This window comes from Streptomyces cyaneochromogenes (assembly GCF_003963535.1).
GTDB lineage: Bacteria > Actinomycetota > Actinomycetes > Streptomycetales > Streptomycetaceae > Streptomyces > Streptomyces shaanxiensis.
Window position 1 is genome coordinate 4,771,992 of the sequence record NZ_CP034539.1, and the last position, 14,657, is coordinate 4,786,648.

Here is a 14,657-nt window from a genome sequence, read left to right on the forward strand (position 1 = left end):
CACGCTCTTGCGAGCAGTACTAGCAGCCTCCGACCCGAAAACCCGGCCGAATAATCAACGTTCCACCCATGAGCAACCAGCATCAGACATTCGCTGATGTACTGGCCTCTGACCTCGCCCCGAAGAGCTCGGTAAGAAGTGCTCCTTAGAAAGGAGGTGATCCAGCCGCACCTTCCGGTACGGCTACCTTGTTACGACTTCGTCCCAATCGCCAGTCCCACCTTCGACAGCTCCCTCCCACAAGGGGTTGGGCCACCGGCTTCGGGTGTTACCGACTTTCGTGACGTGACGGGCGGTGTGTACAAGGCCCGGGAACGTATTCACCGCAGCAATGCTGATCTGCGATTACTAGCAACTCCGACTTCATGGGGTCGAGTTGCAGACCCCAATCCGAACTGAGACCGGCTTTTTGAGATTCGCTCCACCTCACGGTTTCGCAGCTCATTGTACCGGCCATTGTAGCACGTGTGCAGCCCAAGACATAAGGGGCATGATGACTTGACGTCGTCCCCACCTTCCTCCGAGTTGACCCCGGCGGTCTCCTGTGAGTCCCCATCACCCCGAAGGGCATGCTGGCAACACAGGACAAGGGTTGCGCTCGTTGCGGGACTTAACCCAACATCTCACGACACGAGCTGACGACAGCCATGCACCACCTGTACACCGACCACAAGGGGGCGACCATCTCTGGCCGTTTCCGGTGTATGTCAAGCCTTGGTAAGGTTCTTCGCGTTGCGTCGAATTAAGCCACATGCTCCGCTGCTTGTGCGGGCCCCCGTCAATTCCTTTGAGTTTTAGCCTTGCGGCCGTACTCCCCAGGCGGGGAACTTAATGCGTTAGCTGCGGCACCGACGACGTGGAATGTCGCCAACACCTAGTTCCCACCGTTTACGGCGTGGACTACCAGGGTATCTAATCCTGTTCGCTCCCCACGCTTTCGCTCCTCAGCGTCAGTAATGGCCCAGAGATCCGCCTTCGCCACCGGTGTTCCTCCTGATATCTGCGCATTTCACCGCTACACCAGGAATTCCGATCTCCCCTACCACACTCTAGCTAGCCCGTATCGAATGCAGACCCGGGGTTAAGCCCCGGGCTTTCACACCCGACGTGACAAGCCGCCTACGAGCTCTTTACGCCCAATAATTCCGGACAACGCTTGCGCCCTACGTATTACCGCGGCTGCTGGCACGTAGTTAGCCGGCGCTTCTTCTGCAGGTACCGTCACTTTCGCTTCTTCCCTGCTGAAAGAGGTTTACAACCCGAAGGCCGTCATCCCTCACGCGGCGTCGCTGCATCAGGCTTTCGCCCATTGTGCAATATTCCCCACTGCTGCCTCCCGTAGGAGTCTGGGCCGTGTCTCAGTCCCAGTGTGGCCGGTCGCCCTCTCAGGCCGGCTACCCGTCGTCGCCTTGGTGAGCCATTACCTCACCAACAAGCTGATAGGCCGCGGGCTCATCCTTCACCGCCGGAGCTTTCAACCCTCACAGATGCCTGCGAGAGTGATATCCGGTATTAGACCCCGTTTCCAGGGCTTGTCCCAGAGTGAAGGGCAGATTGCCCACGTGTTACTCACCCGTTCGCCACTAATCCCCACCGAAGTGGTTCATCGTTCGACTTGCATGTGTTAAGCACGCCGCCAGCGTTCGTCCTGAGCCAGGATCAAACTCTCCGTGAATGTTTTCCCGTAATCGGGACGACACATCACGAGAGCGGAACAGTCGAGCGGAATAGGCCCGACCGTTCACAGCGTCCTCGCTGTGTTTTTTCAAAGGAACCTCGTCCCGACCGTGATGGCCGGAGACGGGGTATCAACATATCTGGCGTTGATTTTTGGCACGCTGTTGAGTTCTCAAGGAACGGACGCTTCCTTTGTACTCGCCCTCTCGGGCTTTCCTCCGGGCGCTTCCCTTCGGTCTTGCGTTTCCGACTCTATCAGATCTTTTCTCGATCCGATTTCCTCGGTGCTTTCCAGGTTTCCGCTCTCGCGTTTCCCTTTCCGGCGGTTCCGACTCTATCAGATCCTTTCGGAGCTGATTCCCGGTCAGGCGGGCTTGTCTTTGCGGCTGTTGGGCCGTTCCGACGTCTCAAACCTTAGCGGATCCTCTCGGCGATTCCCAATCGGGCCGCCGAGCCCCAATTCGAATTGAATTCGGGCATGCCGAAATCAACCCCGCGGGGAGATCGTGCTGGTGGTTTGAGTTGCCGCTCACGCGGCGGGAGGTGCTGTCGCAGAACCGTTACGGCTCGGCGGCAACCCGAAGAACTTTACGGATCGGGCAGAGGGCTGTCAAGCATCCCCTGTCAAGATCTTTTGCTGTCCGGGGCGACCTCGCATCAGTCCAGGTCGCTGAGGCGTCCGCCGGCGTCCGGCTGGGCGTGTTCCACCCGGCGGAGCAGGCGGGTGAGGACTTCGCCGAGGGTGGTGCGCTCTTCCGCGGAGAGGTCCTGCAGGAGGTCTTCCTCGAAGACGGACGCGAGGCGCATCGCCTCGAGCCACTTCTCGCGACCCTCGACGGTCAGCTCGACGATGACGCGGACGCGGTTGGACTCGTCGCGCTCCCGGGTGACCAGACCCTCGGCGACCATGCGGTCGATGCGATGGGTCATGGCGGCCGGGGTGAGTCCGAGGCGCTTCGCGAGGTCGCTTGGGCCCATGCGGTAGGGGGCGCCGGAGAGGACGAGGGCCTTGAGGACCTCCCAGTCGGCGCTGCTGATGCCGAGGGCGGCGGTCTGGCGGCCGTAGGCGACGTTCATGCGGCGGTTCAGGCGGGACAGCGCCGAGACGATCTTCTCGACCTGGGGGTCGAGGTCCTGGAACTCGCGCTGGTAGGCGGCGATCTGTTCTTCGAGTGTCGGCTCACTGGCGCCGGGGGTGTCACCCATGGGCCGAGTATGGCATGGGCCTGCTTGGCGTTGAAGTCCTTCTCTGTGTACTCTTTAGCTTCGAAGTTTAGCTTTGAAGTCTTCAGGTCTGCATATGAGGAGAGGTGAACGTGACCAGGGCGATGGGCGCAGCGATGCGCCGGATCCACGTGGGCAATGCACTCAGCGCGTTCGGGCTCGGTTTCACGGTCCCCTACCTGTACGTCTATGTGGCGCAGGTGCGGGGGCTGGGTTCCATGACGGCGGGGCTCGTCCTCGCCGTCTTCGCCGTGGCCGCGCTGGTCGTGCTTCCGTTCGCCGGGCGGGCGATCGTCCGGCGGGGCCCGCTGCCGGTGCTGCTCGCCGCCCTGGTCACCGCCGCGCTCGGGGCGCTGAGCCTGGGGCTCGCGGGGAGTGCGGCGGCCGTGCTGCTGTCGGCGGCCGCGCTCGGGGCGGGGCAGGCCGTGATGCAGCCGGCGCTCGCGACGATGATCGTGGACTGCTCCAGCGCGGAGACCCGGTCGCGGGCGTTCGCGACGCAGTTCTTTCTGCAGAACCTGGGGCTGGGCGTCGGTGGGCTGATCGGTGGCCATCTCGTCGACACGTCGAGCGTCTCGTCCTTCACTGTGCTGTTCGCGATCGAGGCGGCGATGTTCCTGCTGCTCGTCGTGGTGATGTCGACGGTGCGGATGCCGCGGGCGCCTCGGATCGAGGGGGCGCCGGGGGGCGCGAAGGGGAGCTGGAAGCAGCTGCTCGGGAACCGGGCGATGGTGCAGCTGTGTGTGCTGGGCTTCGTGCTGTTCTTCGCTTGCTACGGGCAGTTCGAGTCGGGGCTCAGTGCGTACGGGGTCGAGGCGGCCGGGGTCTCCACGTCCGCGCTCGGGACCGCGCTGGCGGCGAACACCGCGATGATCGTGGTGGCACAGTTCGCGGTGCTGAAGTTCGTCGAGCGGCGGAGGCGGTCGCGGGTCATCGCCGCTGTGGGGTTGATCTGGGCCGTGGCGTGGGTCGCGGCGGGGTATGCCGGGCTGGGGCACGGTAGCCAGGAGATGGCTACGGCGGCCTTCGTCTCGACGTACGCGCTGTTCGGGCTGGGTGAGGCGATGTTGTCTCCGACGGTTGCTCCGCTGGTGGCGGACTTGGCGCCGGAGGGGATGGCTGGGCAGTACAACTCTGCGTTCGCCCTGGTGAAGCAGCTTGCGCTGGCTGTTGGGCCGGCGGTGGGTGGGCCCATGGGGGCGGCTCTGCACGGGCCGTATGTCGTGACGTTCTTGGGGTTCTCGTTGGGGATCACGTGGCTTGCGTTGCGGATGGGGCGTCAGCTCACCGCCGTGCAGGATCAGCCGTGGCTGGCGAAGAGCCGGGTGGTGGCGCAGGGGAGTGCGTCGGCCAGCGGGCAGGCTCGGGCGCACGCCTGAGTTTTTCTCGCCCCCGCCGCCCCTACCCGTCCCGTCCCTGGGGGCTGCCGCCCCCACACCCCCGCTTCGGCCCTGAAGGGGCCTCGTCCTCAAACGCCGGACGGGCTGAAACACGCCGGCCTTCCCGTCAGGTTCTCGAGGTGTCCACGGCTGCCTTCGGTAGTGCGAACTCGCACCAGACCGCCTTTCCGCCGCCTGGGGTCCGCCGTGAGCCCCATGCGGAGGCGATGGTGGCGACGATGGCGATGCCTCGGCCCGACTCGTCGGCCGGTTCGGCTCGGCGGCGTCGGGGGAGGTGGTCGTCGCCGTCGGTGACCTCGATGATCAGGCGGCGGTCGGTGCGGCGCAGGCGCAGGCGCATGGGTGGGGTGCCGTGCTGGAGGGAGTTCGCCACCAGTTCGCTGGTGGCCAGGACGCCCAGGTCGTGCAGGTCCTGTGGGAAACGCCAGCTCGTCAGGACGCCGGAGGCGAAGGCACGCGCGCGGGGGGCCGCTTCCACTCCGCCCAGGAGCTCCAGGGCGGCGTTGCGGAAGAGGTCGCTGTCGGGGCCCGTGCGGGCCGGGTGCTGGAGGACGAGGACCGCTACGTCGTCGTCGTGGTCGGCGGTGACGCCCGCTGTGCGGACCAGGCGGTCGCAGACCACCTGCGGGGTGCCGGTCGCGCCGGCCAGGGCGCGCTCCAGGGAGGCGATGCCCTCGTCCAGGTCCTCGTCACGGCGTTCGACCAGGCCGTCGGTGTAGAGGACCGCCGTGGAGCCGGGGCTCAGGGCGATCGAGCCGGACGCGTGCATCCAGCCGCCCGTGCCGAGGGGCGGGCCGGTGGGTTCGTCGGCGCGCTGGACCGCGCCGTTCTCGTCGCGGACCAGGATGGGGAGGTGGCCGGCGGAGGCGTACACCAGGCGGCCCTCGTTCGGGTCGTGAATGGCGTAGACGCAGGTGGCGATCTGGTTGGCGTCGATCTCCGTGGCCAGGCCGTCCAGGAGCTGGAGGACCTCGTGCGGGGGGAGGTCCAGACGGGCGTACGCCCTCACCGCCGTACGGAGTTGGCCCATCACCGCCGCCGCGCGTACCCCTCTGCCCATCACGTCGCCGATCACCAGGGCCGTGCGGCCGCCGCCCAGGGTGATCACGTCGTACCAGTCGCCGCCGACCGCGGCCTCCGTGCCGCCTGGGTGGTAGGTGGCGGCGATGCGCAGGTCGTCCGGTTCCTCGAGCTCCTGGGGGAGGAGGGAGCGCTGGAGGGTGACGGCCGTTTCGCGTTGGCGGCGTTCGCTGGCGCGGAGGCGTTCGGCGGCTTCCGCGTGGTCGGTGACGTCGGTGGCGAACACGAGGACTCCGCTGCCGCTGCCGTCGCCCTCCATGACGGGGGTACAGGTGAAGGTGTACGAGCGGCCGTCGGGGGCCTTGCGGGACTTGAGGGTGCGGGGCTTGCCGCTGCGCTGGACCTGGTCGAGGAGCGGGAGCAGGCCCAGTTCGGCCAGCTCGGGGAGGGCCTCGCGGGCCGGTTCACCCGGGGGGCGTGCGCCGAAGGCCGCCACGTACGCGTCGTTGACGTACGCCAGACGGTGGTCGGAGCCGTGGACGAGGGCGACCAGGGACGGGACGCGGTCGAGGACCTCGCGGACCGGCAGTTCGTCCAGGGCGGGGATCGGCTTGGCCTCGTCGGTGAGGTGTTCGGCGCGGGCCGCCGGGACGGCGCCCGGGCTCTCTCCCCGGCGTTCCTGGGTGACCGCCGCCGCGGTTTCGGTCCGCGCTGCGGCGCGGCGCTGCGTTCCGGGGAGCCGGGCGCTCCAGCGCGTGAAGTTCACGAATCCTTGCCTCGTGTCGTCGTCTTCGGCCGGCTCCGGACCCGGCCTGGGGTCTGAGGGGCGGCAATGGCACCCCGGGAATGCAGCACTGTGGGGGAGCCTCGTGGGTCGAAGGGCGGGCGGGTGCCCGTCCAAGGTCGTCCAGGGTCGGGATCGGTTCGGGGATCAGTCTGGCAGTGCGGCCGACCTGGCCGACACCCGTCAGACGCCTGCCCCGTCGGTGGAGTTCCTGGGTCCGGTCAGGACGACCCCTTCGTGTCGTCTCCCCGGTTGAGGTGATGCTTTCCACCGGCCGCGAGTTCGAACTCCGCTCGGGGATGTTCGAGCGATCCGAGGGAGACGACCTCCCTCTTGAAGAGCCCCGACAGTGTCCACTCGGCCAGAACGCGGGCCTTGCGGTTGAAGGTCGGCACCCTGCTGAGGTGGTAGACGCGGTGCATGAACCAGGCAGGGTAGCCCTTCAGCTTGCGTCCGTAGACGTGTGCGACGCCCTGGTGGAAGCCGAGGGAGGCGACCGAACCCGCGTACTTGTGGGCGTAGGCCTCCAGGGGTTCGCCGCGCAGGGCGTGGGCGATGTTGTCGCCGAGCGTCTTCGCCTGGCGCAGTGCGTGCTGCGCGTTGGGGGCGCACTCCTTGCCGGGTGCGCCAGCGGTGACATCGGGGACGGCGGCGGCGTCTCCCGCGGCCCACGCGTGCGTGGTGCCCTCGATCGTCAGCTCGGGAGTGCACTTCAGCCTGCCGCGCTCATTGCGTGGCAGGTCGGTCGCGGCGAGGATCGGGTGGGGTTTGACGCCGGCCGTCCAGACGACCGTACGGGTCGGGAAGCGGGCGCCGTCGCTGAGGACGGCGACGCGGTCCGCGCAGGACTCCAGGCGGGTGTGCAGGCGTACGTCGATGTTGCGGCGGCGCAGTTCGGTCACGGTGTAGCGGCCCATGTCCTCGCCGACCTCGGGCAGGATGCGGTCGGAGGCCTCGACGAGGATCCACTTCATGTCCTCGGGCCGGACGTTGTGGTAGTAGCGCGTGGCGTAGCGGGCCATGTCCTCGAGTTCGCCGAGCGCCTCCACGCCCGCGTAGCCGCCGCCTACGAAGACGAAGGTGAGGGCGGCGTCGCGGATCGCGGGGTCGCGGGTGGAGGAGGCGATGTCCATCTGCTCGATGACGTGGTTGCGCAGGCCGATGGCCTCCTCCACGGTCTTGAAGCCGATGGCGTGGTCGGCGAGCCCGGGGATCGGGAGCGTGCGCGAGACGGAACCGGGGGCGAGGACGAGTTCGTCGTACGACAGCTGTTCGGTGCCGGTGCCCTCCTCCTCGGAGGCGAGGGTGCTCAGGGTCGCGGTGCGCTTGGCGTGGTCGATGGCCGTGGCCTCGCCGATGATGACCCGGCACTGGGACAGGACGCGGCGCAGCGGTACGACCACGTGGCGCGGGGAGATGGAGCCGGCGGCCGCCTCCGGGAGGAACGGCTGATAGGTCATGTACGGGTCGGGGGTGACGACGGTGATCTCGGCTTCGCCCCGGCCGAGTTCCTGTTTCAGCCTCCGTTGAAGACGCAGGGCCGTGTACATCCCGACGTAGCCGCCGCCGACAACGAGAATGCGCGCACGTTCCTTCACCATCCCATGACGCACCCGACGCTTGCGTTTGTCCACAGGCTCGACAATTTGTGTGACCGGAGGCCGTCGACCTCACGGTTTGGCCGATTTGCCGGAGTGCGCGGAAACATCGCAGGTCAGAGGGTGTGCGCCGGGGCATCACAGGTGGCTTAATCGGGACGTAAACGACGCGTACTCCGATCGAGGGGCGCTCCGTGCGGAACGTGCCCCTTCTGAATTGACCCTCGCTCAACTATGTTCTTGTGTCGACGGGGTGTAGGGGGATGCGCTCTTCGGGTCCGTGAGTCACACACGGCGGGCTCGTTGTCCGGGCTGGTTCCGCGACGCTCCGGCTTTGCAATGACGGGGAGTGTCTCCGGGGGGAGACGTCATTACCGGGGGATCGCTTATGCATGTTCAGGATTCTCGATGGTCTTCCGCATCCGCCATCGCATCGGGCGGCGGAGCGGTGGGCGGCACGATGAGCGCGGCGGCGGGCAACGGACGCGCGGATGCGCGTACGACGCCGCTGCGCGTGGACGCACAGCGCAATCTGGAGCACGTGCTGCGTGCGGCGCGCGAGGTCTTCGGCGAGCTGGGGTACGGCGCGCCGATGGAGGACGTGGCGCGGCGCGCGCGGGTCGGCGTCGGGACGGTGTACCGGCGCTTCCCGAGCAAGGACGTCCTGGTGCGGCGGATAGCCGAGGAGGAGACCTCCCGGCTGACCGACCAGGCACGTGCGGCGCTCGGCCAGGAGGACGAGCCGTGGTCGGCGCTCTCGCGCTTCCTGCGCACTTCGGTGGCGTCGGGCGCGGGTCGGCTGCTGCCGCCGCAGGTGCTGCGGGTCGGGGTCGCCGAGGACGGTGCCGGGGTCGACGAGGCCCGGGTGCCGCAGCAGCGGACGCAGCCGGGCGCGGGTGAGCTGCGGCTGGTGCCCGAGCAGTCCACGGCGGTGCCCGCGGACGACGCGGGGGCGGCGGCGCTGCTCGACGTGGTGGGCCAGCTCGTGGAGCGGGCGCGCGCGGCGGGTGAACTGCGGGCCGACGTGTCGGTGTCGGACGTCCTGCTGGTGATCGCGACGGCGGCGCCCTCGCTGCCGGATGCGGCGCAGCAGGCGGCGGCCTCGTCGCGACTGCTGGACATCCTGCTGGAGGGACTGCGGTCGCGGCCTCAGTCGTGAGCCGGCCGAGGTGACCGTCGTGGCTCGGTGACCAGGAGAGCGACCAAGACGCTGACCAGGCAGGTGTCCGAGAGGCGGGGTGCTGCGCCGCCCTCGCCTCGAACACCGTCACGGAACAAGCCAGACATTTCCGGCCTCATGGTCAACTTTCGTCCTGTGAAGGTTCTTTGAGCGTTTCCCACATGGGCGAGAGGTAGCACTACGGTGCTGGAAGTCCCCACGGATGGGTGGATGTCCGTACAGGTGGGGCCTGACCAAAAGCCCATATGGCACCCTGACCCGGTGTCCGGGACTGGTAGAGCTGGCGGCGGGGGCTTTCCGCGATGAGCAGTGACGGGTGGGACGAGTCACGCGGTGACGGTGACTCGGCGACTCCGCAGGTGCCGAGTCAGGGCGGACGGGCGGATCTGCCGCTGGGCGGCGGCCCCGCCGAGAGCCGTCGAAAGGCGCGCGCGGAAGGCAGTGTCCCGGCACAGCGCGACCGGCGCGAGGACGGCGCGTTGCCCACGCCGCGCGACCTGCCGCCGTCGGACGCCGACCTGATCGGGCGGATGCGCGCCGGCGATGACGGCGCGTACGAGGAGTTGTACCGGCGCCACGCGGAAGCGGTGCGCCGGTACGCGCGCACCTGCTGCCGTGACACCCACACCGCGGACGACCTCACGGCCGAGGTCTTCGCCCGCATGCTCCAGGCGGTGCGCGGCGGCTCCGGTCCCGAGCACGCCGTACGCGCGTATCTGCTCACCTCGATCCGGCGGGCCGCCGCGGACTGGACGAGGTCTGCTCGGCGCGAGCAACTGGTCGACGACTTCGCGGTGTTCGCCGCGCAGTCCGCGCGCGTGTCCGAGGTCTCGGACGACGACACCTTGGACCTGGGCGCCGATGTGCGGGCGATGCACGAGGCCGAGCAGTCCCTGGCCATGCAGGCCTTCCGGTCGCTGCCGGAGCGCTGGCAGGCGGTGCTGTGGCACACCGAGGTCGAGGACGAGTCGCCGAGCGAGGTGGCCACGCTCTTCGGGCTCGACGCCAACGGCACGCGCGTGCTCGCCAGCCGTGCCCGCGAAGGCCTCAAGCAGGCCTATCTGCAGGCCCACGTCAGCGCCAGCCTCGTCGGCGACGAGGGGTGCGCCCGCTACGCCGACCGGCTCGGGGCCTACGCCCGCGGCAGCCTGCGCGCCCGTGCCGAGCGGGGGCTGCGCAAGCACCTGGAGGAGTGCGCCAAGTGCCGGCTGGCCGCGGGCCAGATCAAGGAAGTCGCCAGCGGTATCCCGGCCGTCGTGCCGGTCGCGGTCATCGGCTGGTTCGGCGCCGCCGGGTACGCCAAGGTGGCCGGGCTCATCGCCGGTGGTGCCGGGGCGGGTGCGGCCGGTGCCGCGGCGGCGAGCGGCGGTTCGTCGAGCAGTGCGGCGGCAGGCGCGGCCGCGGCGGGCGGCAGTTCGTCCGGCGGGGCGGGTGCCGGGGGCGGTGCGGCGGCCTCCGAAGGGCTGGGCGCTCCGCTGAAGGCCGGTATCGCGGCCGGTGTGGTCGCCGTGGGCGTGGCGGCGGCGATCGTGCTCACGCTGGCCGGCAACGACCGGCCGGCCCACAAGGAGGACGCCAAACAGCCCCCCGTGCCCTCCCCCATCGTCGAGGAGACGCCGACGCCCGAGCCGTCGGAGAAGGAGCCCGCCCCGCAGCCGCCGGCGATCGTCCCGGCCGCGAAGCCGAAGCCGGCCCCGACACCCACCCCGGCCCCGACGCCCACCCGCACGCCCGGTCAGACGCCCACGCCCTCCGCGACGCCGACACCTACCCCCACCCCTACGCCGCCCACGCCGACTCCGACTCCGACTCCCCCGCCCGCCCCGGTCGTCTACCAGCTGAGCGAGCTGTCGTACGACGTCGCCGGCGACGGCAGCGCACCCGAGATCCGGATCGGCGAGAGCAGCTGGGTGTGGCAGCGGTACGGCGTCTCGATCGCCGACAAGCGGTACTCGCACGGCGTCACCGTGCACGGCCGGTCCTCCGTCGTCATCGACCTCAACCGGGAGTGCTCGGCCTACGACGCGCTGGTCGGCGTCGACGACACCGCGCTGGGGCTCGGCAGGTTCTCCTTCTCGGTCCATGCCGACGGCGTCCGCCTGTGGCGGTCCGGAGTGCTCAAGGGCGGGGACGCGGCGGTGCCCGTCCATGTGAACCTCGCCGGGCGCGAGACCGTACGGCTGGTGGTCGAGCCGCACAGCACCGTCGACACCCTGATGCTGGCGGACTGGGCGGAGTCGAAGTTCAGCTGCGTGTAGCTGCGTTCAGCCGCGTACAGCGGGTTCCGCCGCGTGTAGGGGCGTTCAGGCGGCTCTCGGGTTCAGGGCGCCCGTTCGGCCGGGACGTGGAGGTCGCGCACGGCCTCGTCGAGTTCGCGCAGGACGTCGTCGTAGGTGAGGGCGGTGCCCCGGGTGTGCTCGGCGGTGAACCGCTCGGCTCCCAGGGCGGTGCGGGCGGCGGACTCGGCCCGCTCGGCGTACGTGCGCTCCGGCAGGAGGCGCGGATGGCCACCGCGCCAGTGCTCCGAGGCGGCGAGCAGGCGGACCGCGCGCGGATGGTCGCCGAGGCGGGTCAGCAGCTCCGCCGCGCCATCCGCGAGGGTCGCCGTGATCACGTCGGAACAGCGGTTCTCCACGGCCATGCGCAGGGTGGCGGCCAGGCGGGGCAGTCCGTGGGTCGGACCCGACTCCGCCGTCACCGTCAGGGCGTCGACCGCGTTCAGCATCGCGAGGAACTGGGGCGGTGGCGTGGCGCGCCCGGTCTCCACGCGGGCCGCCTCACACAGCTCACGCGCGCGTGCGGTGTCCTTGTCGTCCAGCGCGATCTGGGCCCGCATCAGCAGGACGAACGCCCGGGAGTCCGCCACGCCGTACCGGTCGGCCGCGGCGCTCGCCTCGTCCAGCGCGGCCACGGCGGCCGTACGGTCGCCCGAGCGATAGGCGATCTCGGCGAGCCGGGCGATGAGGAAGGGCGTCTCGGCGTACGCGCCCACCTCGTGGGCGAGGCGCAGCGCCTCCTCGAACTCGCCCCTGGCCTCCTCGAAGCGGCTGCGCAGCATGGCCGTCTCGCCGACCGCGCTGCACACCTGGGCCCGCATCCACCGGTCGCCGGCCCGGCGGCTGAGGCTCCGCAGCTCCGCGAGGCCGACGTCGACGTTCGCCAAGCCGCCCGGTGAGTCGACCAGCATGTGTGTGCGGAACATCAGGATGCAGCCGACCTCCCAGTCGCCGCCGTGCGCACGGCAGTTGGCCAGCACGGCGTCCATGACAGGCCCGGCGTTCGCCGTCTCACCCAGCATGTAGTGGGTCAACGGCCAGACCAGGCCCGGGAGGCGGGCAGATTCGGGGCCGCCCCGCGCGAAGTGGGCCCGCATCCGCTCGACGTACCGTTTCAGTCGTTCCTCCCGCCAGTGCTCCACCGGTTCGAATTCGATGGCGAGGAACAGATGCAGCATGCGCAGACTCATCCGGGGTGCGTGCCGTGGGTGGTGTGCCTGGCCTTCCGGGGCGGAGAGGAAGGCGTCCACGGGGTCGGCCGCGGGGGCGGCACCGAGGGCGGCGGCATCCAGGGAGGCGCACAGGCGCAGGATCCGGTCGATCCAAGCCGCGCCCTCGACGCGGTAGTTGCGCAGCCACCAGAACCAGCCCATGGCGAGGGCGATGGACGTGGCGTCCGCTTCGTCGCCTGCCGTGAGGGCGCGGTCGAGGGCCGCCCGGATGTTGTCCAGCTCCGTCTCCAGGCGGGATATCCACGGGAGTTGGCGGGCGGAGCGCAGCAGCGGGTCGGCCTCCTCGACGAGGGCGCGCACCCATGCGCGGTGCCGGCGCTCGGCGGCGAGGAGCAGCTCGGGAGCCTCGGTGGCGCGCTCGACGGCGTATTCGTGGATGGTCTCCAGCATGCGGTACCGCATGCCGTCTGAGCCGTCCCGCTCGCACGGGGTGGCCACGATCAGGGACTTGTCGACGAGCGCGCCGATGAGGTCGGCGGCCGGGCCGGTGCACACGGCCTCCGCCGCCGTGAGGTCCCAGCCGCCCGCGAAGACGGACACCTCGCGCAGCACCGTCCGCTCCCGCTCGTCGAGCAGCTCCCAGGACCAGTCGACGACGGCGCGCAGGGTCTGCTGGCGGGGCAGGACCGTGCGGCTTCCGGAGGTGAGGAGGCGGAAGCGGTCGTCGAGGCGGTCGGCGATCTGGCGAGGTGTGAGCAGCCGTAGCCGGGCCGCCGCCAGCTCGATGGCGAGGGGCAGTCCGTCGAGGCGGCGGCAGATCTCCGCGACGGCACCCTCCTCGCGCGCGTCGCGCAGCACGGCGGCGGCGTCGGGGCGGACCGCCGCCGCGCGCTCCGCGAAGAGGCGGTGCGCCTGGTCGGGGAGCAGGGGCTCGACCGGACGCACCGACTCGCCGGGGACGCCCAGGGGTTCGCGGCTGGTGGCGAGGACGGTGAGGCCCGGGCAGCGGGTGAGGAGGTTCTCGGCGAGGGCGGCGGCCGCGCCGATGACATGTTCGCAGTTGTCAAGGATCAGGAGTTGGCTGCGCGGGGCGCAGTACTCGATCAGCAGGGCGAGCGGGTCGTCCTGCGGGGCCGTCAGTTCGGTGGTCTTGAGCACGGTCTCGCGCAGACCGAGCGCGCTGACCACCGCGCCTGGCACCGCCTCCGGGTGGTCGAGCGGGGCGAGCTCGACCAGCCATGCCTGTGGGAGCCCGGCGGCGGCTTCCTCGGCGAGGCGGGTCTTTCCAGAGCCGCCCGGTCCGGTGAGCGTGACCAGTCTGGCCCTGTGCAATTCGGAACGGATGGCGTGGAGTTCGAGTTCCCGGCCCACGAAAGAGGTAAGGCGGGGGCGGAGGTTGCCGTTGCGTTCGGGGTGGACAGGGGGGTGTGCGTGGAGTGGGGGGTGCGGGTGGAGAGAGGGGTGTGGGCGGTGAGAGGGGTGCGGGTGGTGTGGGGTCTGTTGGCTGGGCTGCGGTTGGCTGGGCTGCGGTTGGCTGGGCTGCGGTTGGGGTTTCGCAGCAAGGGACGGCTGCGTACTTGTCTCGACGGGCGCCGGTGTCAGCAGGTCGGTGTGCAGGGCGCGGAGCTGCGGGCCGGGGTCCGTTCCCAGGCCTTCGGCCAGGGTGCGGCGGGCCGTTTCGTACGCGGCCAGGGCGTCCGCGGGGCGGGCCGTGTCGCGCAGGGCGCGGATGAGCAGGGCGTGCAGTGGTTCGTCGTACGGGTGCGTGGTGGTCAGTTCCCGGAGTTCCGGTACGGCGGCGTGGGCGCGGCCGAGTCGTAGGTCCGCCTCGATGCGGGCTCGGGTCGCCTCCAGGCGCAGGGCCTCCGGGCGGGTGGCGGCGGCGGTGCGGTCGGGGAGGTCTGCGAGGGCCGGGCCGCGCCACAGGGCGAGGGCGGTGGTGAGGGTCCGGGCGGCGGAGGACGGGTCGCCTCGGCCGAGGGCCGCGGTGCCCTCGTGTACGAGGCGTTCGAAGACGAACAGGTCCACGTCGTCGTGTGCTGCCGTGAGGCGGTAGCCGCCGGGGGCGGAGGTGACGGTGTCCTTGCCGAGGGTGCGGCGCAGGCGGGCGATCAGGGCCTGGAGGGCGGCGGGGGCGTCCTGGGGCGGGGCGCCGGCCCAGACCTCGTCGATCAGGGTGTCGGGGGTGGTGATGTGGCCGGGGCGCAGGGTGAGGGACGTGAGCAGGGCGCGGAGGCGGGGGCCGCCGATGGGTACGACGGTGCCCTGGTCGTCTTCGGCCTGGGTGACGCCCAGGATTCTGTACCGCACCGGGTCATTGTCGCGG

Annotated in this window: 7 protein-coding genes and 1 rRNA gene; 3 read left to right on the top strand and 5 right to left on the bottom strand. The window is 70.0% G+C overall.

From position 1 onward, the window contains the following. Positions 1-149: 149 nt before the first annotated feature. Together EJ357_RS21565 and EJ357_RS21575 are read right to left on the bottom strand one after the other, a co-directional pair. A 16S ribosomal RNA gene (locus tag EJ357_RS21565) occupies positions 150-1,675 on the bottom strand. A gap of 659 nt (positions 1,676-2,334) precedes the next feature. Then, complete coding sequence (locus tag EJ357_RS21575; RefSeq protein ID WP_126393239.1) at positions 2,335-2,883, bottom strand: MarR family winged helix-turn-helix transcriptional regulator; 549 nt, start codon at positions 2,881-2,883, stop codon at positions 2,335-2,337. 134 nt (positions 2,884-3,017) lie between these two features. Between EJ357_RS21575 and EJ357_RS21580 the strand changes: the two genes are divergently transcribed. After that, positions 3,018-4,280 carry an MFS transporter gene (locus EJ357_RS21580; protein WP_175647835.1) on the top strand — a complete coding sequence of 421 codons (1,263 nt, stop codon included), beginning with the start codon at positions 3,018-3,020 and terminating at the stop codon, positions 4,278-4,280. Positions 4,281-4,407: 127 nt separating this feature from the next. Here the strand turns inward: EJ357_RS21580 and EJ357_RS21590 are convergent, their stop codons facing one another. Together EJ357_RS21590 and EJ357_RS21595 are read right to left on the bottom strand one after the other, a co-directional pair. After that, positions 4,408-6,087 carry an ATP-binding SpoIIE family protein phosphatase gene (locus EJ357_RS21590; RefSeq protein ID WP_126393241.1) on the bottom strand — a complete coding sequence of 560 codons (1,680 nt, stop codon included), beginning with the start codon at positions 6,085-6,087 and terminating at the stop codon, positions 4,408-4,410. Positions 6,088-6,326: 239 nt separating this feature from the next. Next, the gene (locus EJ357_RS21595; RefSeq protein WP_126393242.1) at positions 6,327-7,706 is read right to left on the bottom strand and encodes an NAD(P)/FAD-dependent oxidoreductase; all 1,380 of its coding nucleotides are present in this window, start codon (positions 7,704-7,706) and stop codon (positions 6,327-6,329) included. Between the two features lie 385 nt (positions 7,707-8,091). On the opposite strand from EJ357_RS21595, the gene EJ357_RS21600 reads away from it, so the two are divergent. After that, a complete protein-coding gene (locus tag EJ357_RS21600) occupies positions 8,092-8,862 on the top strand; it encodes a TetR/AcrR family transcriptional regulator (RefSeq protein WP_126393243.1) in 771 nt (256 codons plus the stop codon). A gap of 323 nt (positions 8,863-9,185) precedes the next feature. Then, the gene (locus tag EJ357_RS21605; protein WP_126393244.1) at positions 9,186-11,141 is read left to right on the top strand and encodes a sigma-70 family RNA polymerase sigma factor; all 1,956 of its coding nucleotides are present in this window, start codon (positions 9,186-9,188) and stop codon (positions 11,139-11,141) included. A gap of 62 nt (positions 11,142-11,203) precedes the next feature. Here EJ357_RS21605 and EJ357_RS21610 read toward each other — a convergent pair whose 3' ends face one another. Then, a complete protein-coding gene (locus EJ357_RS21610; RefSeq protein WP_126393245.1) occupies positions 11,204-14,641 on the bottom strand; it encodes an AfsR/SARP family transcriptional regulator in 3,438 nt (1,145 codons plus the stop codon). Positions 14,642-14,657 lie beyond the last annotated feature (16 nt).